Annotated in this window: 14 protein-coding genes and 2 pseudogenes; 3 read left to right on the plus strand and 13 right to left on the minus strand. The window is 68.7% G+C overall.

Features of this window, described 5'->3' with window-relative positions:
• Positions 1-288: 288 nt before the first annotated feature.
• From ACFPIH_RS29135 to ACFPIH_RS29155, 5 genes are all read right to left on the minus strand, one after another.
• Positions 289-2,847 (minus strand): CBM35 domain-containing protein, encoded by a 2,559-nt coding sequence (locus tag ACFPIH_RS29135; protein WP_381178918.1) that lies wholly within the window; start codon positions 2,845-2,847, stop codon positions 289-291.
• Positions 2,848-2,917: 70 nt separating this feature from the next.
• A complete protein-coding gene (locus ACFPIH_RS29140; protein WP_381178915.1) occupies positions 2,918-3,772 on the minus strand; it encodes a carbohydrate ABC transporter permease in 855 nt (284 codons plus the stop codon).
• Positions 3,769-4,725, minus strand: a complete 957-nt coding sequence (locus ACFPIH_RS29145) for a carbohydrate ABC transporter permease (protein ID WP_381178912.1) — start codon at positions 4,723-4,725, stop codon at positions 3,769-3,771. The genes ACFPIH_RS29140 and ACFPIH_RS29145 overlap by 4 nt, the downstream gene beginning before the upstream one ends.
• Positions 4,726-4,807: 82 nt before the next feature.
• Positions 4,808-6,118 (minus strand): ABC transporter substrate-binding protein, encoded by a 1,311-nt coding sequence (locus ACFPIH_RS29150; protein WP_381178909.1) that lies wholly within the window; start codon positions 6,116-6,118, stop codon positions 4,808-4,810.
• A gap of 112 nt (positions 6,119-6,230) precedes the next feature.
• Positions 6,231-7,301: a LacI family DNA-binding transcriptional regulator gene (locus ACFPIH_RS29155; RefSeq protein WP_381178906.1), complete on the minus strand. Its 1,071-nt coding sequence runs from the start codon at positions 7,299-7,301 to the stop codon at positions 6,231-6,233.
• Between the two features lie 167 nt (positions 7,302-7,468).
• Here ACFPIH_RS29155 and ACFPIH_RS29160 point away from each other — a divergent pair, with 167 nt between their 5' ends.
• Both ACFPIH_RS29160 and ACFPIH_RS29165 read left to right on the plus strand, forming a co-directional pair.
• Positions 7,469-9,628 carry an alpha-galactosidase gene (locus ACFPIH_RS29160; protein WP_381178903.1) on the plus strand — a complete coding sequence of 720 codons (2,160 nt, stop codon included), beginning with the start codon at positions 7,469-7,471 and terminating at the stop codon, positions 9,626-9,628.
• A gap of 329 nt (positions 9,629-9,957) precedes the next feature.
• On the plus strand, positions 9,958-10,347 hold the full coding sequence (locus tag ACFPIH_RS29165) for a cupin domain-containing protein (protein WP_381178900.1): 390 nt from the start codon (positions 9,958-9,960) through the stop codon (positions 10,345-10,347).
• 887 nt (positions 10,348-11,234) lie between these two features.
• Here the strand turns inward: ACFPIH_RS29165 and ACFPIH_RS29170 are convergent.
• The 5 genes and pseudogenes from ACFPIH_RS29170 to ACFPIH_RS29190 form a co-directional block, all read right to left on the minus strand.
• Positions 11,235-12,575 carry a right-handed parallel beta-helix repeat-containing protein gene (locus ACFPIH_RS29170; RefSeq protein ID WP_381178897.1) on the minus strand — a complete coding sequence of 447 codons (1,341 nt, stop codon included), beginning with the start codon at positions 12,573-12,575 and terminating at the stop codon, positions 11,235-11,237.
• Between the two features lie 72 nt (positions 12,576-12,647).
• Positions 12,648-13,697, minus strand: a complete 1,050-nt coding sequence (locus ACFPIH_RS29175; protein ID WP_381178894.1) for a glycosyl hydrolase 53 family protein — start codon at positions 13,695-13,697, stop codon at positions 12,648-12,650.
• A gap of 311 nt (positions 13,698-14,008) precedes the next feature.
• Positions 14,009-15,139, minus strand: a complete 1,131-nt coding sequence (locus ACFPIH_RS29180) for a substrate-binding domain-containing protein (RefSeq protein WP_381178891.1) — start codon at positions 15,137-15,139, stop codon at positions 14,009-14,011.
• Positions 15,140-15,479: 340 nt separating this feature from the next.
• The gene (locus ACFPIH_RS29185) at positions 15,480-16,043 is read right to left on the minus strand and encodes a DinB family protein (protein ID WP_381178888.1); all 564 of its coding nucleotides are present in this window, start codon (positions 16,041-16,043) and stop codon (positions 15,480-15,482) included.
• A 709-nt stretch (positions 16,044-16,752) separates the two neighbouring features.
• Positions 16,753-16,833: pseudogene (locus ACFPIH_RS29190) on the minus strand (DUF6355 family natural product biosynthesis protein); the annotation flags it as partial.
• A gap of 1,182 nt (positions 16,834-18,015) precedes the next feature.
• Between ACFPIH_RS29190 and ACFPIH_RS29195 the strand changes: the two are divergent.
• Complete coding sequence (locus ACFPIH_RS29195) at positions 18,016-19,506, plus strand: class I adenylate-forming enzyme family protein (RefSeq protein ID WP_381178885.1); 1,491 nt, start codon at positions 18,016-18,018, stop codon at positions 19,504-19,506.
• An 885-nt stretch (positions 19,507-20,391) separates the two neighbouring features.
• Here the strand turns inward: ACFPIH_RS29195 and ACFPIH_RS29200 are convergent.
• From ACFPIH_RS29200 to ACFPIH_RS29210, 3 genes and pseudogenes are all read right to left on the minus strand, one after another.
• Positions 20,392-21,417, minus strand: coding sequence for a 6-phosphofructokinase (locus ACFPIH_RS29200; protein WP_381178882.1), 1,026 nt, complete (start codon positions 21,415-21,417; stop codon positions 20,392-20,394).
• Between the two features lie 169 nt (positions 21,418-21,586).
• A pseudogene (locus tag ACFPIH_RS29205) lies at positions 21,587-21,664 on the minus strand (short-chain dehydrogenase/reductase); the annotation flags it as partial.
• A gap of 226 nt (positions 21,665-21,890) precedes the next feature.
• Positions 21,891-22,916 (minus strand): nuclear transport factor 2-like protein, encoded by a 1,026-nt coding sequence (locus ACFPIH_RS29210; RefSeq protein ID WP_381178879.1) that lies wholly within the window; start codon positions 22,914-22,916, stop codon positions 21,891-21,893.
• Positions 22,917-23,017: the final 101 nt, after the last annotated feature.

The following is a 23,017-nucleotide window of genomic DNA, read 5'->3' on the forward strand; positions in this document are numbered from 1 at the left end:
GGTCCAGGACCGCATGGGCGTAGGAATGCTCCGCCGAGGCCAGTTCGGCGCCATCGGCGACACGCACCACCACCGCCCGCCCCGACAACGTCCCGTAATCGACTCCGACGACGCAGGCGTCGGAGTGGGTGTGGTCGCCGTGCTCGGCGTTCATCATCGGGTCGCCCTTCCGTTCGGCATTTCGTGCAACGTTCGAAGCGTTGAGTGGGGTGGAGAGAGGAAACCCGTGGGACAGAGGTTCCAGCCGGGGCCCGGCTCCAGTGGCCGGGCCCCGGACGGGGTCGGTCGTCAGCCGACGAGCGGCGCGACGGTGACGCGGTCGATGTTGGGCGCGTACGCGCTGGAGTTGGCGAAGGTGATCGTGTTGGTGCCGGCGGCGAGGGTGACCGGGACGGGCAGGTCCCAGTAGGTCGACCAGCTGTAGTTGTTGCGGAACATGACGGTCTGCGCGGTGCCGTTGACAGCGATCTGGGCTGCCCGGGAGACGACGTTGGTGTTGTAGTTTCCGGAGCCGGATACCTGGTTGTTGGCGTAGCGGACGTTCATGACGTACCGCCCGGCCTTGGGGGCATCGACCTTGACGGTGAGCGTGTTGCCCGAGCCGTTGCCGATGTAGCCGACGTACTTGCCGCCGGAGGCCCAGGTGTCCGAGCTGACGACGGCGGTACCGGCGAGGGTGCCGTTCTCGGCCTCGTAGGCGGTGACGCCCGAGGTGTCACCGGCGGCGGCGACGCGCAGGTCGCTCAGGTCCAGATTGGACCCGGAGGTGGCGGCGGTGATGCGGTTGTTGCCCGCGGACAGGTACAGCCGTGCGCTCCGGTCGGCGGGATCGCCGCTCGTGGACGGCAGAGCGACGGCGGTGGCGCCGTCCAGGGTGAGGGTGGCGCCCCCCTTGGAGGAGTAGTCCGTGTGGACGGTGTAGTAGCCGTCGGTCGGCGCGTAGACGTCGAAGATGGCCGAGTCGCCTGTCTTCAGGTGCAGGGCGCCCGCGCCGGTGATGCCGGAGTCGTCGTAGTGGTAGGCGGGCTTTCCGGTGATGTCGGCGTAGGTGGCCGGGTAGACGGTCTCCGCGGTGGAGGACCTGGTGAGGTCGATCTTGTCGAGGGTGACCTCGTTGGTCCCCTTGGCCAGGGTGAGGGTGTGCTTGCCCGCTGTCAGGGACACCGATGCGCCGGCGATGGAACGGTAGGTCCAGTTCAGGGTCGGCGAATAGGTGATCGTCCGGGCCGAGCCGCCGTCGACGGTCAGGGTCTGGGTCGCCGGTCCGCCGGACTGGTTGCCGTAGAACACGTCGAGGTCGTACGTGCCGGTGCTCGGGACGTCGACCGTGAAGGCGGCCTTGCTGTCCGGCTGGTTCAGGCTGCCGACGTCCTTGGTGCCCGAGGTGGCGTAGCCGTAGGGGTTGGACACCGTGCCCTGGGTGTAGACCGTGCCGCTGGTGAGGGCGGCGTTCTCCGCCTCGTACGTCGCGGACCAGGGGACGTCGGCCGCGGTGGGCGAGCCGGTGCCGGCCGGGTTGACGGTGATGCGGTAGGCCGACATGGGGTCGAGGTCGGTCAGCGGCACGGTGACGCTGCCGTCCGCGGCGACGGTGTAGCTCTTGCGGGCAAGCACGCTCGGCGCGGCGGCCGCTCCTTCGTAGCCGCTCCAGGCGGTGCGCTCCACGGAGACGTTGACCTTGCTGCCGAAGGAGGCCGGGATGTGCTGGATGACGGTGTCGGCCGAGCCGGAGGTCCCGCCGCCGAGGAGCACCTGGGCCTGCTTGGCATGGGTGTCCAGCGATGCGATGCCCTGCAGGGTGTCGATGACGTTCGACTGCGGCGGGGTCACCTTGGCGGTCTTGCCGGTCAGGCCCGCGTACCAGCGCAGCAGCCACCAGTCGCCGTTGGGGATGTTGGTCTGGCTGACGTTGCCGTCCAGGTTTCCGGCGATGTCCCAGTACGCCTGGTCGGCGTAGACCTTGTTCCGTTCGAACATGGACATCCACTGGATCATCTGGCCCGGGACCGAGAGGTCGCGGCGGTTGCCGTACTCGTTGATGTTGACCGGCAGGGCGCTGATGCCGATCTTGCGCTCGATGGCCCGATAGGCGCTGAGGTTGCCCTCGAAGTGGGACAGGGAGCCCGGGTCCAGCTCGTGCCACGTGGTCATGTCCGGCAGGACCTTGTTGGCCTTCGCCCACGGATAGAAGTCGCCCATGAGGCGGGCGTCGTAATGCGTCTCGTTGGGGCCGGCGATCCTGGCCTCCGGAATGATCGACCGGATCTTCTTGTAGACGGTGGTCCAGTCGCTTTCGAAACTGCTCAGCGCGTTCGCGTACGTGGCCGTGTTGGAACTGCCCAGTCCGGTGTACCAGTTGCCGTCCGGCTCGTTGAAGGGCACCCACACGAACGTGTCCGCGTCGGGCCGGGCGGCGACCTTGCGGACCATGGTGTCGACCTTGGCCAGGTAGTCGCTCAGTCCGAGGTTCTCGTAGGGCCAGTTGGCGTAGATGTCCTGCATGTAGATCAGGTTGTCGCCGCCGCCACCGCGGGCGAAGGCGGGCTGGACGACCAGCGCGTCACCGTTGGGGTGCTGCGCGCCGTCGGGCGCCTTCGTGGCGATGCTCGTCATGTGCAGGGGCGTGACCAGGTTGTCGCCGGGGACCCCGTCGTCGCTGAGCCCGTACAGGGCACCGTTGGCGCCGTGCATCACCGCGCCGGTGGTCTGGCCGAGGTCGACGGTCAGCTGCGGTGTGGCGGCCTGCGCGGCGGGGATGGCCAGCGCCGTGCCCACCAGGGCGGCGGTGACGGCGCCCGCGCCCACGAGGCTGCGGAAGCGACCGGATCTGCGATGTGTTCGAGGCATGGCTGTCCTCCAACTCCCGCACCGTTGCGGGAGGTTCGTGGGTTCTTGCGGGGGTGGGTACTACCCGGGGCTACTTGACGGCGCCGCTGGTGATGCCGGACACGATGCGGCGCTGGGCGATGACGAAGACGAGGACCATCGGCAGGCTCATCATCACGACGTAGGCGAAGATCAGGTGCCAGTTGTTGAGGTAGAGCTGCGCGTTGGCGACCTGGTAGAGGTTCAGCGGCAGGGTGGCCTTGTCGCCGCCGCCGAGGACGAAGAACGAGTAGAAGATGTCGCTCCAGGCGAAGAGCATCACCATGATCGTCGCCGTGGCGATGACCGGCCGCAGCAGCGGCAGGATGATGCGCAGGAAGACCCGCATCGGGCCGGCGCCGTCCATGCGCGCGGCCTCCTCCAGCTCATCGGGGAGTGCCCGGATGAACCCGGTCATAAAGAAGATCGACGTGGACAGGTACATCCCGGCGTAGACGCCGATCATGCCGGGCCGGGTGCCGGCCAGGCCCAGCTGGCGAAGCTCCATGACGATGGTGATCACCGCAGGAGGGAGCAGCAGTCCGCTGATGCTCAGCGCGTACATGGCGTTGACCAGGCGCCCCTTGCGGCGGGCGAACACCCAGGCGGCGCCGGCCCCGAGGAGCAGGACGAGGACGACCGACGGGGCGACGACCAGCAGGCTGTTGACGAAGCCCTGGACGACCTTGCCCTCGTCGAAGCTCTGCTTGTAGTTGGCCGCGGCCTGGACGTGGTGGGGCAGGGCGAGGTTGGGCTTGATGGCCTCGGCCTGCGGCTTGACGGAGGTGACCGCCACCAGCCACAGCGGGATGCCGATGGTGACGGCGGCGATGAGCAGGACGGCGACAGGCTGAACCCAGCGCAGCGGACGCCGGTGCGCGGGGGCGAACGCGGGGACGGTGGTCACTGGTTGTTCTCCCTGCGGCGCAGGCCGACGATGACGGGCACGGCGAGGACGACGACGATGAGGAAGAGCACCAGGCTCATCGCCGATGCCTGCGCGTACAGCCCCTGGCCGAAGATGCGGAACATGTAGATGTTGAACACCTCGGTCTCACTGCCGGGACCGCCCGCAGTGGTGGCCTGAACGATGTCGAAGGTGTTCATGGAGCCGATCAGCGCAGTGGTGACGTTGAACGTCACCGCAGGCGCCAGCAGCGGGAACCTGATCGACCAGAACGTGCGCCAGCCGCCGGCGCCGTCGATGCGGGCGGCCTCCAGCACGTCACCGGGCATACTCTTCAGACCCGCCAGGTAGATCAGCATGGCCAGACCCATCCACTTCCAGCCGTGAATGAGCGTGACCACCACCAGCGTCCAGGTCGTCGAGCCGAGCCAGGGGGTGTCGACGTGGTGTCCGGCGAGGGAGGACAGCGCGCTGTTGAGGGCGCCGTCCTGGGCGAGCAGGGCCCGGAAGATGTAGCCGACGGCCAGTGCGGAGATCAACACGGGGAGGAAGAAGACCGCACGGAAGAAGCGGTTGAAGCGGGTGTCGCGCTCGAGCAGCAGGGCGAGAGCGAGACCGAAGCCGTTCTGGAAGACGGCCACGAGGACCGCGTACTCCAGGGTGATGCGGATGTCACGGGCCATCGACCCGTCGTGAAGAATGGTGTTGAAGTTCGACAGGCCCACGAAGCCGATCTGCGAGTGGAACGCCGACCAGTCGGTGAACGGGTAGACGAAGTTCAGCAGGTTCGGCAGCAGGAAGAACACGCCGAACACGGCAAGCGCGGGAACCGCGAACCACCACGGCTGGTTGGCCCTGCGACGGGGGCGCTCGCGCCGGCCGTGACGCGCGGGCCGGTCCGGTTCCTTTGCGCGCGGGGCGTCAGTGACGCCGGCGGTGGCTGTGTCCGCCACTTTTCAACCTCCGGTACGGGGCCCCGGGCACGCCGCCGACGGGCGGCCCGGGGAAGGGGGCAAGCGAAGGGGCGAGCGCCGGTCAGAAGCCGGAGACACCACGCGCCTTGAGGACCTGCTTGAACTGGTCCTCGGCGGCCTGGGCGACCTGCTGCGGGGTCTTCTTGCCGTAGATCATGTCGGCGAGCGCCAGGTGCATGTCCGGGGCGGTCAGGGCGTTGACCTGGAAGACTCCGGTGGCCGTGGAAAGCGCCTTGGACTGGGCGATGGCGGTCTGCGGCAGGCCGTCGGGGTTGGGCACGGACGGCTCCACGGACACCAGCTTGTTGGCCTTGATGTACGCGGGGTAGTCCGCACCGAGCCAGAAGGACATGAACTGCCGGGCGGCGTTCTGACGCTTGCTGTCGCCGGTGTTGAAGGCGACGACGCCGTTGGTCTGGTCCGGGGAGTACTCGGCGTTGGCGGCGCTGTTGGCGATGGGGAACCAGCCGAGCTTCTTGTCCATCTCCTCGGTGCTGGAGGTGGCCTGTATCTCGGACTGGAGCGCGGTGACGTTCAGGGCCATCGCGGCGGTGCCGTCCATGATCGCCTTGCCCTGGTCCACGAAGGTGGCGGTCTTGTAGTTCTTCTGCGCCAGGCCGCCGTCGAGGATCTTCGTCTTGTACTTGGTGATGGCGTCGACGATGGTCTTGTTGGTCCAGGACTCCTTGTTCTTGTTGAGGTCGTCCCAGAACGACTGGGGCAGGTCCGTCATCTGGGCCTGGACCTGCCACTGCAGGGGCCACTTGTCGCCGCCGACCTCGAAGAAGGGGGCCACGCCCGTCTTCGACTTGATCTTCGCCGCGTCGGCGAGCATGTCGTCATAGCTGCTGGGCATCTCGGTGATGCCGGCCTTCTTGAAGACGTCCTTGTTGTAGTAGACGCCGAGGACGGCGGGGCTGGTGACGATGGCGGCATAGCGGTGGCCGTCGACCTGTCCGAGGCCCTGCTCCGTCTTGCCGAGCTTGGAGACCCAGTCCTCATTGTCGAGCTGCAACAGGTTCTTCGCCGGCTGGACGAACGGCAGGGTGCTGCCCGTGGGCTGCCAGAACATGAGGTCCGGCTTGACGCCCGAGGCGAGCTTGGTCGGGACGTTCGACTCGTAGGGGTCGGGGATGACCTCGGTGGTGACGGTGGCACCGGTGGCCTTCTCGAAGGCCTCGATGGCCTGCTTGGGCTCCGAGACGCTGTTCTGGGCGACCCACATCGTGAGCTTGACGCCCTTGAGGGAGGCGGTGGCGTCGACCGATCCGGTGGGTGCGGCGCCGGTGCTGCTGCCGCTCGTGTCGCTGCAGGCGGTGGCGGTCAGCCCGACGATGCAGGCAGTGACAAGGACGGAGACGGCTCTTCTCATGGCGAGATCCTTGATGGTGCGGAGAGGCAGGGCGGGGCGGTGCTGCGGAGATGTGCGATAGCTGCGGGCAAGGCGGCTAACGGGCGAGGAGAGGGCGAGTGCCGGGTCCGGTTCATACGGCTCGCGGCCCGGAGCTCTCTCGGAGGACGAGGGTGGGTTCGGCCGGCACGGGCAAAGGTGCCTGCTGGTCGGTGTCGAGTTGCGAGCGCAGGAGGGTGAAGGCCGCGCGCCCCAGTCCGTGGAAGTCCATGCGGACCGTGGTGAGGGACGGGGTGACGAATTCGGAGTGCGGGGCGTCGTCGAAGCCGATGACGCTGACGTCCTCCGGGACCCGTCGGCCGGCGTGGTGCAGGGCCCGCAGGACGCCCAGCGCCAGATCGTCGTTGCCGCACAGGATCGCGGTGACATCCGGATTCCGGGCGAGTTTCCTCCCGGCCTCGTATCCGGCCTGGGCGTCCCAGCCCTTGCCGGAAGGCGCGGGAGGGGTCACCCCGGCTGCTCGCAGGGCCTGACGCCAGCCCTCGGCGCGGGGTGCCGCCGTCCGCCGGGTTCCGGTCGAGGCGGGGATCGCCACATAGTGCACGTTTTCGTGCCCGAGCGCCAGCAGGTGTTCGGTGGCCGTACGGGCCGCCTCGCGGTCGTCGGCCCATACCGCAGGGCGGTCGGGTGTCCGGCCGGGAGGCGGTGCTTCCACCAGCGCCGCGCACGGCACGTGTGCCGGTACACGATCCAGTGCGGCGGCGCCGAGACGGTCGTAGCCGATGACGACGAGTCCGCCACCGGTGTCGGCGGCCGAGGCGATCGTACGGTCCAGGTCGTCCTCGGGGGTCACCACCCGCACTCCGAGGGGGTAGCCCGCGGCGCGGGCCGCCTCCTCCAGACCCTGCAGGGTGGCTGCGTAACCGTAGAGAACGGTGTTCGACGTGAGGACCGTGACCGACCGGGTCACGCCGCTGGCCAGCGCGAGCGCTGTGGCGTTGCGCCGGAACCCCAGGGCGTGGATGGCCGTCTCGACCCGCTTGCGCGTCTCTTCCCTGACGTTCGGATGGCCGTTGATGACCCTCGAAACGGTCTGGTACGAGACGCCCGCCGCCTGGGCGACGTCGCGGATGCTGGCGGCCTTCTGCTGCCCCTGAAGGGGGTCGGTATGGCCACCGGAGCTTGTGTGACCGGTCACAATCATGCGAGGATTGTGACCGGTCACAATGTGGGCGTCAAGAGACCGTAACTGGGGATTTACTTTTGGAGTACATCCGCCGAAGCGGCACACCCCTCTCCTGCGGATCGCGAATCCCCAGTTCAGCGCCCACGAGAGCCACCGCAGTACCGAACTATCCCGGAAGGGGAAAAATGTTGACCGCTGCCGTCGGAACCGCCGAGAGAACCCGCATCTGGTCGCACCCGGACCTCGGGCTGCACGCCCTTGTGGACGCCGCCGGCTCCGTCAGGCTGGGCAGACCCGACCAGGAGTGGGCCGGTCTGGTCCCCCTCGTCGAGGTCACCGCCACCGGCCACGGGCGCATGTGGTCCGGGGAACGCTTCATCGAGACGGCCATCGGCGACCGCCTGACCTACCGTGCCCACGAGACGGTCCAAGGCAGAGGCCGGGAGCGTACGACGATCCATCTGGCGGACCCGGTGACCGGACTGGCCGCCGAGGTCACCCTGGAGGCGAGCTCCGGTGCCGGTTTCCTGCGCGGGCAGGTACGTCTGGCCAACGAGGGCAGCGCGCCGCTCCGGCTGGAGAGTGTGACCACCCTGACCCTGGGCGGCATCGCCGACGCCGATGGCGACCTCGACGGCCTGACCCTCCACTGGGCGGACAACGACTGGCTCGCCGAATGCCGCTGGCGCCAGGCCGCATTCCGCGACCAGGTCGTTCCCCTGAGCAGGTCCGCCCACGGCCACGAGGGGCGCGGCTGCTTCGAGCGCTACTCGCAGGGCAGCTGGTCCACCGGCCGCCACCTCCCCGTCGCCGCCCTCAGCGACCAGGAAGGCCGCACCTGGCTGTGGCAGATCGAGTCCAGCGCGGGCTGGCGCTTCGAGACCGGCGAACGCGAAGGCGCCGCCTATGTCGCCCTGTTCGGCCCCGACGACGCCCACCACCAGTGGCACCACACCCTCGCGCCCGGCGAGGGATTCACCACCGTTCCCGCCGTCCTCGTCCGTACCGAGGCGGGCGGTCTGGACGCCGCCTTCGGTGAACTCACCGACTACCGCCGTGGCATCCGCCGAGTTCATCCGGACCATCGCACGCTCCCGGTGATCTACAACGACTACATGAACACCCTCATGGGTGACCCCACCACCGAAAAGCTCATGCCCCTCATCGAGGCGGCCGGGGCGGCCGGCGCCGAGGTCTTCGTCATCGACGCGGGCTGGTACGACGACGACGCCCAGGGCTGGTGGGACGCCGTCGGCGCGTGGGAACCCGCCCCCCACCGCTTCCCCGGAGGCATACAGGAGGTTCTGGACGCCATCAGACGGCACGGCATGACCCCGGGCCTGTGGCTGGAACCCGAAGTCGTCGGCGTACGCAGCCCCCTGGCCCACAGCCTGCCGCCCGAGGCGTTCTTCCAGCGCGGCGGCCTGCGCGTCACCGAACACGGCCGCCACCACCTGGACGTGCGCCACCCCGCGGCCCGCGCCCACCTCGACGAGGTCGTGGACCGGCTCGTCGGCGAGTGGGGCGTCGGCTACCTGAAGCTCGACTACAACATCAACATCGGCCCCGGGACGGAGAACGGCCTCGAGAGCGCGGGCGCCGGCCTGCTCGGACACCACCGCGCCCACCTCGACTGGATGAGCTCCCTCCTCGACCGCCACCCCGGCCTCGTCCTGGAGAACTGCGGCTCGGGCGGCCTGCGCATGGACTACGCGCAGCTTGCGGTGGCGCAGTTGCAGTCCACCAGCGACCAGCAGGACCCCCTGCGCTACCCGCCCATCGCCGCCGCGGCCGCCACCGCCGCCACACCTGAGCAGGCCGCCGTCTGGGCCTACCCCCAGCCGGACCAGAGCCTCGACGAGATCGCCTTCACCCTCACCGGCGCGCTGCTCGGCCGCGTCCACCTCTCCGGCTTCCTGAACCTCATGAGTGACGAACAGTTCGACCTCGTCCGCTCGGCGATCCGCGCGTACAAGGACATCCGGCCGGAGATCAGCGGCGCGCTCCCGTTCTGGCCGCTGGGCCTTCCCGCTTGGGAGGACACCTGGATCGCCCATGGCCTGCGGGGGCAGGACTCCACGTACCTCACGGTGTGGCGGCGGGAGCCCGACGTTGGCGGAGGTGAGACCGCCCAAAGCCGTCACGGGCGGAACGAGCCCGTCGACGACCGCTGCACACTCGCCCTCCCCCGCCTGCGTGGCGCTCACGTTCATCCCACGGTGCTGCATCCCGCGACCGCCGATGCGGCTGCGGAGTGGCACGCGGCCGACGGGAAACTCACCGTCTCCCTACCCCGTGCCAACACCGCCGTTCTCCTCCGGCTGAGTTCGGCCCCGTCGCAGTGACGCCCTCCCCAGGCGACCCAGTGGCCGGCGCCCAGGTCCACGGCTGGGTGGGCATGGGCACGGGCGGGCCGCGGGGCGGAGGAGGAAGGAGCAGCGCGGCGTGTCGGGCTGTCTGGACGGCCAAGCCTCGATCTGGAGAGCGGTCGCGGCCCGGCCGGGTTGGGGGGCGAGCAGTCGAAGGTGCGGCTGACCGGATGGGCGGGTGGTTGCGTCGGCTACGTGCGTCGGCACCGCACCCTCGGCATCAGCGTCCCGCGCCTGAACGCCACCTGAGCGTGGGTGGGGAGTGCTGATTGCGTTCGGAGGAGCAGTTGCTAGCGTCTGACCCCGTGAGCGACAGCGTGTACGTGGGCAAGGCGGCCAAGGATGCGGCACTGGACCGGGGATGGCTCCTTGGGCACTTCAAGGATGTTGGCGATCCGCGCCACAGTGAGGCTGTAGAGATCAAATGGGGCGTCCACCCTCGTGGCGACGAGCGACTGGAGTGGGTGAAGGGCGAGGAGCGCACTGCTCTCCTGGTTCTCATCAGTGGCCGCTTCCGCGTGGAACTCCCCGGCCGGACCGTTCTTCTGGAAGAGCAGGGTGATTACATCGTGTGGGGGCGCGGAGTCGACCACTCATGGTTCGCGGAGGAAGAGTCGGTGGTGCTGACTGTTCGATGGCCGTCCGTGCCCGGCTACGCAGTGGCAGAGAAGGGTCGGGCGCGACTGCAGAGCTGAACACGAAAGAGCGATGGTCACAGCCACTCGTTGATCACGGCTGACGAGGACGGTCCTCTCGTCGCGGACTGCGAGCTTGACAACCCGATGGATGTCATCAACCGGCAGGATCACCAGCGGAGTCCCGGGCTACGCAACCGCGGCCTGGGCCAAGGACGGCAGGCCCAGCCGGGGCCGGAACCGCCGGCGCCCTTGCCATGGACCCCGCTTCCCCGGGTCACCATCTGAGGTGTTTGGTTCAGGACACGGGCGCGGACGCCACCGACACCGTCCTGCGTGAGGCTCCGGAGGCGCATGCGCTGTAGGCCGGCATCTTCGCGAGCTCGGCACACGAGGCCAGGCCGACCATCGGCGGTGTCCCGGAGTCCTGGGGCCGCGCCGGGCCGGGTCCCTGGTGCCGAGCGGGCTCGTATGGATCACAAGCACGCCTTTGACCCCCGGTACGGAGTTCAGGTCGCCGAGCGCGGACTGCGAGTTGCGGCTTCGGCACATCGGCGAACTTGGCCGTGCTGTTCAAAACGCGGCTCGGCGTCCCGCCCAGCGCCTTCCGCGACACGTTCCGCCCCGCCACCGGCATCAGGTCCCGGCGCAGGGCGAGCGACGGGGCCAGGGCCGGATCGCCGGTCCAGGTGGTTCCGGCGAGGAAGCAGGGGGACACGTATACGTCGCCGTCGATCTCCGCGGGGTCGGGCGCGAGAGTCCTGCGGGTCGGGGCGGTGTTGAGCGGCGCGCTACAAGGTCAGAACCGGTGGCGGCGCGGACGGTCGTATCGCGCGCGAGTGCCCGGAAGGGCAGGCAGCAGGCGGCTTGCTCCGACACGCCACCACCGGTGGGGCGCGGGATGTGCGTCCGCGTCGCGGCCCGGAACGGTCCTGTGGCGGCAGCCCTCAGGGAGCTTCGAAGGCGCCGAGGTCCGGTGCCTGTCCGCTGTAGGGCAGACCGACGTTGACGCCTTTGTCGATCATGGTGCTGTTTGGCGCGATGCGGAGGTTGGGCAGTACGGGCAGGCTGCCGTCGGCTTGGCGGGGCGCGTCCCAGCCGGACGTCGACACGCTCTGGAACTGGCTGTCCGACAGGGTGATGCCCAGGTTCCAGGAGTTGTTCGCGGCGCTGGTGCCGGTCATGTTCGACGTCAGGGTGCCGGTGTAGGCGATGTTGTTGCGCAGGTTGCCCCGGCCGACGGCGGCTCCGCTGGAATCGACTCCCAGCATGTTGAAGTCGGGGTGGTTTCCGTAGCTGGTGTTGTTGAAGTAGTCGTTGGCGATCGGGTGGTGGTTGGCGTAGAAGCCCGCTGCCTTGTTCGCGAAGGCCACCGACGTGCGGACGGTGTGCTTGACGGCGCCGGCGTCGTAGTCGCCTCCGTAGCCACCGGCCTTGAAGCCGTTTCCGTTGCCGGCTCCCGTGGTTGTTCCCGGTATGTACCCGTTCCGCCACGCCCAGGAGTTCTCGATGGTCACGGACGAATAGGCGCTGATGAGGTCGAACCCGTCGTCGGAGTTCCACCACGCGCGGCAGCCCCGGAACACGTTCCCGGAATTGCCTGCCGAGATGTGGGCGCCGAAGCCGTCGGCGTTTTCACCGGCTCCGCCGGAGGAGTACAGGTCGTAGTTGTCGTGCGAGTCCGTGTTGAGGACGAGGTTGCCGCCTCCACGCTGGATGAACAGGCCCGGTCCCATGTGGTGGTGGGTGTTGATCCGCTCAAAGGTGTTGTTGCTCCCCGAGACCCAGATCCCCCAGGACTCGTGGTTCAGGTTGTTGTTCTGAGGCACGCCGGTGACTTCCAACCCCCTGAGATGGATCCAACTGCCGGTGACGTCGAATCCCTTGATCCGGCAGTCGTCCGTCATGCCCGAGAAGGCGAAGACCGGCTTTTCCCCCGGGTAGGCCCAGTAGCGGATCGGATTGCCCGAGCTGCCGCTCTTGTTCAGGGCGATGGCGTCGACTCTGTCCGTCTGGCTCCTGCAGCTGTTGATCCCGTGGGTATAGGTGTACGCGCCGCCTCGTAAGTACACCGTGTCGCCCGGCTGGACGACGTCCTGCGCATGGGCGATCGAGCCCCAGGGGGCGGCCTGCGTTCCCGCGGCGCTGTCGCTGCCGTTCGGGGCGACGTAATAGACGTTCGCGGCCGCGGCACTGCTCACGGCCGCCGAACTGTCGACGATCGCGAAGGGGCTTGTCATCACCGTCGAAACCAGCAGGGCACGTCCGGCCAACTTGGCACGTCTCATCATTCACTCCGGGATTCGTTGGCGTCGCTCGGGCGGGCGCGGGCGCGTCAGTGCCGCGCTCGCGCGGTACGGTCACACATTGAGGAAACCGTCCAGGGCCGCCGTGGGCCGCCGGCTGGTCTCGTCCCAGGCCGAGCTGTTGTAGCCGTTGAACGACGGGTAGCCCTCGGGCTCCCAGAAGAAGGTGCCCAGGCCGCCGAAACCCTGCAGCCCGGTGGTGAACGCCCTCAGCGAGTTGCGCACCTGGGTGGCCTTGCCCACGGGACCGCCGTACTCCACCTGCATGACCGGTTTGCCGTAACTGGACTGGATGGTCTGCATGTTGGCCAGCACGCCGGGCACGTTGCCACCCTGCGCGTACGAGGACAGGCCGGTGATGTCCCACTTCCCGCCGTTGCCCCCGTAGGCGTTGAGGAAGTTCTGGATGCTGGTCAGGTTCTGCGGCTGGGCCAGATGCACCAGCACCGGGGTGTTCGGGAAAACCTGTTTGGACATGTCGTACGCGGCGTTCAGCAGGCCCGTCATCTGATCCGGGTGGCCGACGCCGCCGATGGGCCTGCAGATCCCGGAGTTGGTCTCGTTGCCGATCTTCACCCAGGCCGGCGTCACACCGTAGTACTTGATGACGTTGCACGAGTGGTAGACGTAGTCGTACATGGCGTCGAGCATCCGGCTGTAGGTCATGCCGGTCCAGGCCGCCGGCGGGTTCTGCACACCGACCGAGTTCCACGTGTCGCCGAAGTGGAATCCGATGAGGACCTGCATGCCGGCGTCTCTGGCCCGCTGTGCCAGCCGCGCGGTCTCCTCGATGCCGCAGTGCCCGTTGGCCGGATCGCTGGACGGGTTGACCCAGGTCCGCAGGCTGACCGCGGTGACGCCGTACCCCTTGAGGATGGTGAACAGGTCCTGCCGCACACCGGAGCTGTTGTTCCAGTAGTAGCCCTGCGCCTCCATCTGCGGCAGCCAACTGACATCCGCGCCCCTGATGAAGGTCGGCGCCGCTTCCGCCCGGGTCGCCAGGGCGTCGGTGCCCAGAGCGAGCGCGCCCGCACCGGCCGCAGCGCCCAGCAGTAACGTTCGGCGGCGCACACCTACCGGTCGTTGCTCACGTTCCTGTCCCATTTCCACTTTCCGCACCCCTCTCGGGTAGTTGGCGGACATGCCACCGACAGGATCAGCCGTCATGACCATGTCAGGTCAGGCAAGGCGGATCCGTGCACGGCGGGTTGATCCCGGATCAGCCATGACTGAAGCGACAGTCGGGCACTCGGGGTGGCACAGCGGCTCTCGATGACTCAGTGAATCATTACGGCAATCTTTGAATCACTGAGCATCAAATTTCTGCATAATGCTGCGCTTGCAGGCATCAAGTGTCAATAGAGGCGTCAAGTTGCATCACGGAGGAGACATTTCCGTGCGGTGGCGGGCGGGGGTCAGGCCCGGGCAGCCGCTCCGCAGGAGGATCTGACGATCAGACGGGGCTGGATGAGCAGCTGGCGGACGGGCACGGCTGACGGGTCGGCCGCGTCGAGACGGTCCAGGAGCAGCCGCGCGGCCTGCACACCGAGCTCGTGCTTGGGCGGCGCCACCGCGGTCAGGGGCACGTCGGCCAGGGAGGCGATCTCGTCGTCGTAGGCGATCAGCGCGAGCTCCTCCGGCGTGCGCAGGCCGTGGGAACGCATCCGCCGCATCAGCTCGATCGCGTCGTGGTCGGAGTGCACCAGCGCGGCCCGGGTGCCGGCGGCCAGGCACTCCTTGATGAACCGGTCGTAGAGCCGGGTGGCTTCCTCGGGGTCGAGCCTGGGGCGCCCGCTGTCCAGCACCGGCGCGCCGGAGGCGAGGCCCAGCTGCCGCACGGCCGCCTCGTGCCCCTCGCGAAGCAGGGCCGCCGTGGGGCTGCCGTTGGTGAACAGCGCCACTCGGTCGTGCCCCAGGCTCATGAAGTGCCTGACCGCCGCGAACGCGCCCTGCCGGTGATCGGTTGCCACGAATTCGCACGGCGCGTAGCGGTCGTACGGCTGGCGTTCCATCAACACGAACGGCAGCCCGCCGGCCCGCAGTCGTTCGAACGGCTCCTGAGGCATGGTGTGGCCCGTGGCGGAGGCCACCAGCAGCCCGGTGGCGCCCGACGCGGCCAGCTCCTCGATCTGCTGCACGTCATTCGGGTACGTGTAACTGCTGAGGCCGATGACGACGCGGACACCGCGCTCGGTGGCCACCGTCTGCACACCGGCAACGACCTGCGGGTAGTAGTAGCGTGCCGACGGGACCAGCAACCCGAGCGTATGTGCCGAAGTCGCCCTGGCGTCGGAGCGGGGAGCGGCCGACGGCGCGATCACCGGCCTCGGCTCGGACGGCTGCCCGGCGGGGTGCGGCATCGTCGGCACGGCGCCCCCGCGGACCCGGGTCACCCGCCCTTGGGCCTCCAGGTCGAGCAGATCCCGCCGGATGGTGGCGCGCGAGACGTCCAGTCGTGCGGCGAGTTCGGTGACCTTCAGCCCGTCGGATGCCTCCAGCTGCCTGACCAGTAGCTCATGCCGCTGCGCAACGAGAATGTCGGACACGGGCCCCCCTGTGAACAGATCTGAAGCATTCTAACCCGCGTGCTTCATCTGCCGCCCACTACCGGTCTACGACAGCCTGCGTAGCGAGCTGCGCCCATGGAGCGAGGGGGGACGTGTCAGACGAGGCGACCCACCAGGCAGGTTGCCGCTGATCCGGGAGCCAACCCGGAGACGCTGCGCAACCACGCCCGGGCCGCCTGGACAAACGGCCCTGGGGGCGCGGCACCCGAGAAGCCACCACGTCCCTGGGGGCGGAGATTATTCCCACTGAAGCTCGCAGCCACGGAGCGTCACCGAGTCCACGTAGGTTTCCGAAGCTCGATCGCCGGTTACCGCAAAGTCATACTCGGCGCGGTACGGCTGCGTCCTGCCAGCGGTAGAGGTCGCGCAGCAGGGAAATCTCGGCGCCGTGATGGATCAGCTCCCTGTTGACGTGCAGGACGATGCCCTCCATGGGAAACCGCTCGGGACCCACCGCGGGCGGATTCTCCAGGTCGGCGTCCGAGAGCTCGCGGACCCCCGCGTTCCATCTCCCATACATCTCATCGAGCTGTTTTAGCGCCTCGTCAGCGGTCCCCGCGTAGGCGAATGTCTGGGAGTCGACGTCCTGGCCGCCGAAGTGCCATCCGACCCGATAGCCCAGGCAGGAGACGATGATGTGCGCCAGCCGCCAGGCAATCGTGGTCACCGGCGCCGGCACCGGGTCAGGGGACGCGGAGTCCATCGTCCATTCCCCCGAACCTGCCGGCATCGGTGCGGCCGACGTGCCACGTGGGCGAATGCTCCAGCAGCCACGCACCGGCTCCCAGAAGTACTCCTCATCGGCAAGACCCTCCAGCCGTGGCCGCAGGTTCTTGCTCCAGTACCAGTCCAACTGGTCCGCGATTCGCTCACTTCTTGTCATGTCCGCACACTACATACAACGGAGATCTGGCTGCGCCCCTCGCGGACACCGTCGCCGGCCGTGGGCCGCGAGAGCGTACCGCACCGGGAGATGACGCTGGGGGCTGATGTGCCCTTCGGGCCGCGCCGCCGCGAGCGGCTGTTTGACATTGACCACCCGGCTGGCTGGGTTGGGTTGGGTTCAATGACCCACATGTGACAGCCTCGACCGATGACATGACGGATGATCAAGACCGCAGACTCCCGCCCGAGATCAGCATGAGTATTCCGCCAGCTTTGGTGACCAGGTGGGAGGCGGTCTTGTCGTGAGAGCCGAGTGCCTTCGCAATGACGGGGGCTGGGGCTTGGAGGACGAGCTGGCGGATCGCGGAGGTCCAGCCGGGCTGCGTAGGGACGCCGGTCTCACGCGCATGGGCTTGGAGGCTGACCTGGTGCATCGGCTGTCCTGGCCGACTACCGGGGAAAAGCCACTGTGAGCACCTGCTGCGGGCACGGTGGCGACCGGTATGTCATCCAGGCAGGGCAGCCGACAAGACCTGGGCGGTTGCCGCCGGCCGAGCCCCGCGGGGCTGGGGCCGCACCACCCCGGCACGCCTGCCAGCCGCCACTGGCTTGAAAGCCGGCAATTCGCCTGCGTAGCACGCCTCATGTCTGCCGTCGCCCCGGACTCACCGTCGTCCCGGGCGCGGCCCCCGGTCATGTGACCGCTGTCAGCAGGTACGACCGGTGCAGTGGGCGCCCTGGATCCTGTTGGCGGAGCCGAACCAGGTCGTACCGGGCCCGACGCAGGAGCGGACGCGCCGACGATGGTGACGGAGGCGGGGAGGATGCTGGAGAGACGCTCATCGCGACCGGCGCCCCATCAACCGGTGATGGCTGTGACCTGGAGAGGGGTGACGTTGTCTCGCACCATGCCCGCGGTGATCGCGAGGAGGAGCAGAAGTGAGTAGGGGCCGGGAACACGGCGAGGGCTGCACACCCCATGGCCGCCGCGCAGGCATCCTGCGTTCCGTCGTCTGGTCGTGGCTGGCCGGCTGCGTACTACTGGCCAACAAGACAGCAGCGGGCAGGCACCGCGACTCAGCTCTACTGCCTTGCTCGCGGGGCCTGTTCGACGGCGTGGCCGAGCGCGAAAAGTCAGTCGCTCCAGGCGCTCGGGATGCCCGACGAGTTGCAGGCCCAACGGCAGGCCCCTCGGGGCGGGACCGAGCGCGGCGGGCCCCAGAACGGCATCCACGTCCGTGAGCAGCGCCAGCATGTCGGCGCGTTCGCGTGCCAGCCTCATCCGCTCCGGCGGTTTCGAGCGGCTCGAGAAGCCGGTCCGTCTCCGTCAACACCCCGTACACGAGCCGGAGATCCGCCACTGCCGGGGTGAGCAGCCCCCTGCCGGGCGGCGAACCCGGGCAACCCCGCACTACGCCGCCGGGCGAGTCGTCGGGGCCTCCGAGTACGTGGACGGCGTCAGCGGCGAGCACTCCGAGCGCGTCCGGTACCGGTGCTCCTCGCTGAGGTGCCCCTGAACGGGGCCGCGGCCGCAGGACAGCCAAGGCCCGCGCTCAATAGCGTTCATCGCGGCCGACACCGCTCGCGGCTTGCACGGCGATGCCGGATGCCAAGGCGGTGACGCAGCGGGCCAGTAGCCCCGGATGGGTCTCCGGAAGCCTGACCCTGGTTGGTCGGCCGCGCGGTACTGCCGGCCTCCTTGATGAAGACTGATCGAGGCGGCTGGGCACCTGGTCCACCTTGGAGAGGACCCGTAGGTATCGCGTCCCGCCGTGCTCGCAGACCTCGTTGAACGAGGAAAGCCATGGCGAGCATGCACACGCACCGTCACCCGGGAGCAGCCCGACCCCCCGGCTCGGTGGCTGCAACGCGTCGTTAGGGTGCTACCGGTCCTCACGTGCTGACAGCTGGCGCGCGGCCGTGAGCGACAGCAATGCGGAAGAGATCTTACAAAGGAGATGTCCGTAGGTATGTCCGAAAACGTGACGCAGCACCTCGCTGAGCATGTCCGTGACCAGGGGTGGAGCGACCGAGTTGCCTTCCTGGTTGACGACCGCGACTGGACGTTCAACCAAGTCTTCGACGGTGCGGCACGGGTCGCGGGCGTATACCGGGCTGCGGGGTTACACCGTGGCGACCGGGTCCTGCTCGCCCTGCCCGACAGCATGGAGATGGTCTGGTGCTTACTCGGGGCCTGGCAGGCTGGTCTCGTCGCGGTGCCGGTCAACGTCCAGATGAGTCGGGAGGACCTGACGCGGGACGTGACCACGGCGGAGCCGGCGCTGGCAGTCGTCGACCCGGACACTGCCGGATGGCTCGACACCGCCGGGCTGGCGCCGACCACCGGGTTCGAACCGCTGATCGCGGGAGAGCCGGACACCCGATTCGCCGATGGTGGGGAGGCTCCGGCACTCGCCCACTTCACATCCGGTACCACGGGCACGCCGAAGCTGTGCTTCTTCCTGCACAGCAACTTCATCGGCGAGCGCGGCTCGTACCGGGACGCCGGGCCCGGGGCTGTCGGGCTGTCGGTGTCGCGGATGTATTTCCGGGGCGGGCTGAGCGTCTCGCTGTTCACCACGCTCGAAACCGGGCAGACCGCCGTGCTCTCGCGTCCGCGTGCGACCCCGGCCGCGGCGATCGAGCTCATGCGCCGTCACCAGGTCACGACCCTGTTCGCGCAGCCGAGCTTCCTGGCGCGGCTGCTGCTCGAGCCCGGTTGCTCCGAGGTGCTCGGCCGGCTTCGGCGGGTGACGTGCGCCGGGGAGGTGCTCTCGGCGCGGCTGCGCGAGCAGTTGGTGCCGATCCTTGGGGAGCGACTGGTCAACGCTTACGGCTCGACCGAGCTCGGCGGCATCGCTTTCGGCCAGCCGGCCGCGTACGGCCTGCCCTCGGCAGTCGGGCGAGCGTTCCCGGACAGGCCGGTGCGCATTGTCGACGCTGACGGGCACACGCTGGGCGAGGGAAAGCGGGGTGAGTTGCACATACGCGTGCCCTTCGTCGCCCGTGGCGTTCCCAGGGGGAGCAGCCCGGTTCCCCATCAGGTGACCGACACCTGGTGGCCGACTGGGGATTTGGCGTCGATTGACGAGGACGCAGTCGTGCACGTGCACGGCCGGCTCGACGACGTCGAGGTGATCGGCGGGCAGAACGTGGTGCCGGGAGAGGTCGAGCGGCTCCTCGAGAGCCACCCGCGCGTGCTGGAAGCGGCGGTCAGCGCCGTGCGGCGTCGGGCCGGGGACACGAGTCTGCGCGCGTATGTGGTGGCTGTCCCCGAAACCGGGTCGGGTGACAGCATCGACTCCGATGCCCTGGCTGCCGAGCTGGTCGATCTCGCCCAGTCCCGTCTGTCCTGGTACAAGGTCCCGCACGACGTCGTGTGGTTGGACGCGTTGCCCCGGAACGGGAACGGCAAGATCCTGCGCAGGCAGCTCCGCGCGGACGGCAATCAGTTCGTCTAGCACTACAGCGGCGGCTGCCAGGAGCACGGCGGTGTCGATCCCGTACGGGTCGTCGTAGCTCTCGTGGTCGGCGACGTCGAAGGGGCGCGCCTTTCGGGGTGACCGTGAGGCAGGGGACGACGGTGGCCGCCTTGCCCGCCGGCTCGGTGTTGAGGCGGTCGGCGTCGTGGTCGGCGAGCCAGGTCTGGTTGTAGGGGCCAGGCGGAGCAGCATGCATCCGGGGCCGTCGCTGCGGCGTGCTTCGACGTGGACGCCGTAGCTCGCCGGGGCATGCCAACGTCGTCGGGGAGATGCAATCCGGCCGCGGTGTGGGTGAGCGGCGCGTAGGCCGGACCGTGCACCGGGGATCGTGGCCGTCTCGCAGCGCGGCCGGCCCAGCCGCCCGGTAGCGGGCGCTGGGGCGCGTACGAGCCGCCGGGGTGTGCAAAGCGACGGCGATGAGGTCGGGCCCGTGGTCGTCACCCGGCCGGGTGTGGGCACGCTCAGCGAACGGGCCGGCCCGAACGGCGACGTCCTGGCAGCGGCCCGGGGTCCGGGCTCCGGGCCGCGCAGGACGGCGAGCATCGCGCGGAATGCGTCGACGGCGGGTTGGTCCTCGGTGGTGAGGACGCCGGGCGCGCGGCCGCAGCGGCGGAGGAGACGCTTCATCGGGCGGGCTCCTGCTCGGGGGTGGTGCGGGCCGGGGCCGGTGGCGGGCGTTTTCAGTACGCGGGCAGGTGGACGTGGAGGAGCTCGACTTCGCATGACCTACGGTCACGTGGAGGGCGAGAGGTCGTGCGTGGCTGTCGCCGGCAATCTGAACCTTCGGCAGACGGTGGAGTCCACCGGCACGGTCCAGCCGATGTCGTCACCAGCGTCGGCATATCCGGGTGAGCACCGGGCCGGTCATCCGAAGAACACCTCGAACTCGTCGTACAGGGAGGGATCGACCATCTTGGTTGCTGCCGTCACATCGGTGAGGGGGAGGCGGACGATCCGGGTGCCCTGCAGGGCGACCATGACGCCGAAGTCACCGTCCTTGACGGCGTCGATGGCGTGCAGCCCGAAGCGGGTGGCCAGCCACCGGTCGAAGGCGCTCGGGGTGCCGCCGCGCTGGATGTGGCCCAGCACCGTGGTGCGGGCGTCCTTGCCCGTACGTTCCGAGATCTCCCGGGCGAGCCATTCACCGACGCCGGACAGCCGCACATGCTCGAACTCGTCGACGGACTGGTCCTTGAGGATCATCTGCCCCTCTCGAGGGACGGCTCCCTCGGCCACGACGACGATCGGCGCGTAGTTGATCATGAACCGGCTCTTCACCTGCGCACAGACCTGGTCGATGTCGAACGGTCGCTCCGGGATGAGGATCACGTTGGCGCCACCCGCGATGCCGGCGTGCAGGGCGATCCAGCCGGAGTGCCGTCCCATCAACTCCACCACCAGGGTGCGCATGTGCGACTCGGCGGTCGTGTGGAGACGGTCGATGGCCTCGGTCGCGATACCGACGGCGGTGTCGAAGCCGAAGGTGTAGTCGGTGCCGGAGACGTCGTTGTCGATCGTCTTCGGCACACCCACCAGGTGGATCCCCTGGCGGCTCAGCTCGGTGGCCACACCGAGCGTGTCCTCGCCGCCGATCACGACGAGTGCGTCCACCTCGTACTTGGCGAGGGTGTCCTGTACGCGCCGCAGCCCGTCCTCGTGCTTGAACGGGTTGGTGCGCGAGGAGCCGAGGATGGTCCCGCCACGGGGGAGAATCCCCCGCACACTGGAGATGTCCAGCGGCCTGACGTCGCCCTGGAGCAATCCGCGCCAGCCGTCCCGCACGCCGACGAAGTCGAATCCGTATGCACTGACGCCTTTGCGGACGACACTGCGGATCACGGCGTTGAGGCCAGGACAGTCACCGCCGCCGGTCAACACTCCGACCTTCATGGACTTCCTCCCATCCGCCGGTCACCCCGCCCGATCGCGGCCTTCTCGCCTCGAAAACCGCAGTCGGGAACGCGGGACCCACTTCCAGCCTCCCTCCGATCGATCCGCTGTCGCCACTCGACGGACGCCGGTGGCTCATCGGTACGGCGTCAGCCTGCCTGCTGTTCGATCACTTCGCCTGGGCGAGCAGGACCGCGTCGGGGCCGGCCGGAAATCGCAGCCGGCCGGTCGTGTCATGCACGGCACGCACGCCTCACAGTCCCGGCGCCGTCGCTCTCCTTGCGGACGGTGTTCCGCAGGCAGGCCGTACGCCGCGCCCTCCCCCGGGGCCGGTCGCGTGCGTACCGGACTTGCCGTCCCCATACCGGGCTCACAGCGGGGCCCTACCAGGCACAACGGCTTCCGGCCGGGCGGGCGCGGTCATGGGGCGGCGCCCGCCCGGCCGGATCCTCATCACGCGTTCGACGCTCGGGTCATCGCTCGATCGCCTTCTGTGCCGGCTCGGTCAGCAGGGAGTCATCGGCGTAGGCCCCGTTCCACACGGCGGTGAACCGCTCGATCCTGCCCCACGGGTCGAGTTCGATACCCGTGATGCCACGGGGTACCGGGCCATGGGCGGCCGTCCACTCGTACCCTCCGCCCACATCGTTGCCGAGCACATGCCGTACGGCCGTGCCGGAGCCGACGTACGGCAGTATCGAGCCGGCCTTGGTGAGAAAGGTCCCGATGCTCGCCTTGCTGGTGATCTGGAGGTGGGCCGGTACGTCTTCGAAGACGGCGTCGGACGAGAACAGCTCCATGGCGGACGCGATGTCACCCTTGCGCAGGGCGTCGGCGAGGCTTGAGGCGACGCGGCGCATCAGCGGGGAGGCTGTTTCTCCGACCGTGGACTCCCGGAAGTCGGTCGGCCACTGGTTCGGCGGCTCCTGTTCCTTCCGCCAGCTGGACACGCCGAACTGCCTGGCGTCCCAGTAGTCGACCCAACGCTCGATCCTGCCCCGGCGGTCGAAGTTGACCGCGCCCGCGTTGCGGACCTGGCCGGGGCCGAACATGCCGGGGGTGTCGGTGAAGAAGAGGATCGCGCTCGTCGTGTCGCCGAGTATGCGCGTCGGATACGACTTACTGTCCTTCGGCCACTTGGGATAGAACGTCGCGAGGCCGTCGTGCAGATCCTGCCAGGTGTACCAGTGCCACCCGAGGATCGCGTCGATGTAGGTGGTCGACCGGTGCGAGAAGTAGGACGACTGCCAGGTGAGGTCCTGGTCGCTCTTCGCCTGGAAGTACCCGCGTATGTGCGCCGCGAGGGCGCTGGTGGCGTGGGAGACGTCGGGTACGACGTCAACCCCTTCCACGTACGGGGAGCCGCCGCGTGCTCGGGTGTCGGCCCACGCTCCGGCGGGCAGGAGTGACGCCGCGGCGGCGGCCGTCCCGCCGATGGCCGCGGTTCGCAGCAGTTGACGCCGGGTCGAACCGCCGGTGAGTCCTGTGTCTTGATTCATCCCAAACCTCGATTCGAGCATCTTTCGTGTGGTTGGGTGCAGCGTTCGCACAGTCGCCGCGCGATGACCTCTCGGTCCGCGTCCTGGGCGTCGGGAAGGGC

The organism is Streptomyces vulcanius (assembly GCF_042653945.1).
In the GTDB taxonomy this organism is placed as follows: domain Bacteria; phylum Actinomycetota; class Actinomycetes; order Streptomycetales; family Streptomycetaceae; genus Streptomyces; species Streptomyces mangrovi.

Coding starts and splice junctions, on each gene's coding strand:
- ACFPIH_RS29135 (WP_381178918.1), bottom strand. CDS start 2,847: ATGCCTCGAACACATCGCAGATCCGGTCGCTTCCGCAGCCTCGTGGGC.
- ACFPIH_RS29150 (WP_381178909.1), bottom strand. CDS start 6,118: ATGAGAAGAGCCGTCTCCGTCCTTGTCACTGCCTGCATCGTCGGGCTG.
- ACFPIH_RS29155 (WP_381178906.1), bottom strand. CDS start 7,301: ATGATTGTGACCGGTCACACAAGCTCCGGTGGCCATACCGACCCCCTT.
- ACFPIH_RS29160 (WP_381178903.1), top strand. CDS start 7,469: ATGTTGACCGCTGCCGTCGGAACCGCCGAGAGAACCCGCATCTGGTCG.
- ACFPIH_RS29170 (WP_381178897.1), bottom strand. CDS start 12,575: ATGAGACGTGCCAAGTTGGCCGGACGTGCCCTGCTGGTTTCGACGGTG.
- ACFPIH_RS29175 (WP_381178894.1), bottom strand. CDS start 13,697: ATGGGACAGGAACGTGAGCAACGACCGGTAGGTGTGCGCCGCCGAACG.
- ACFPIH_RS29185 (WP_381178888.1), bottom strand. CDS start 16,043: ATGACAAGAAGTGAGCGAATCGCGGACCAGTTGGACTGGTACTGGAGC.
- ACFPIH_RS29195 (WP_381178885.1), top strand. CDS start 18,016: ATGTCCGAAAACGTGACGCAGCACCTCGCTGAGCATGTCCGTGACCAG.
- ACFPIH_RS29200 (WP_381178882.1), bottom strand. CDS start 21,417: ATGAAGGTCGGAGTGTTGACCGGCGGCGGTGACTGTCCTGGCCTCAAC.
- ACFPIH_RS29210 (WP_381178879.1), bottom strand. CDS start 22,916: ATGAATCAAGACACAGGACTCACCGGCGGTTCGACCCGGCGTCAACTG.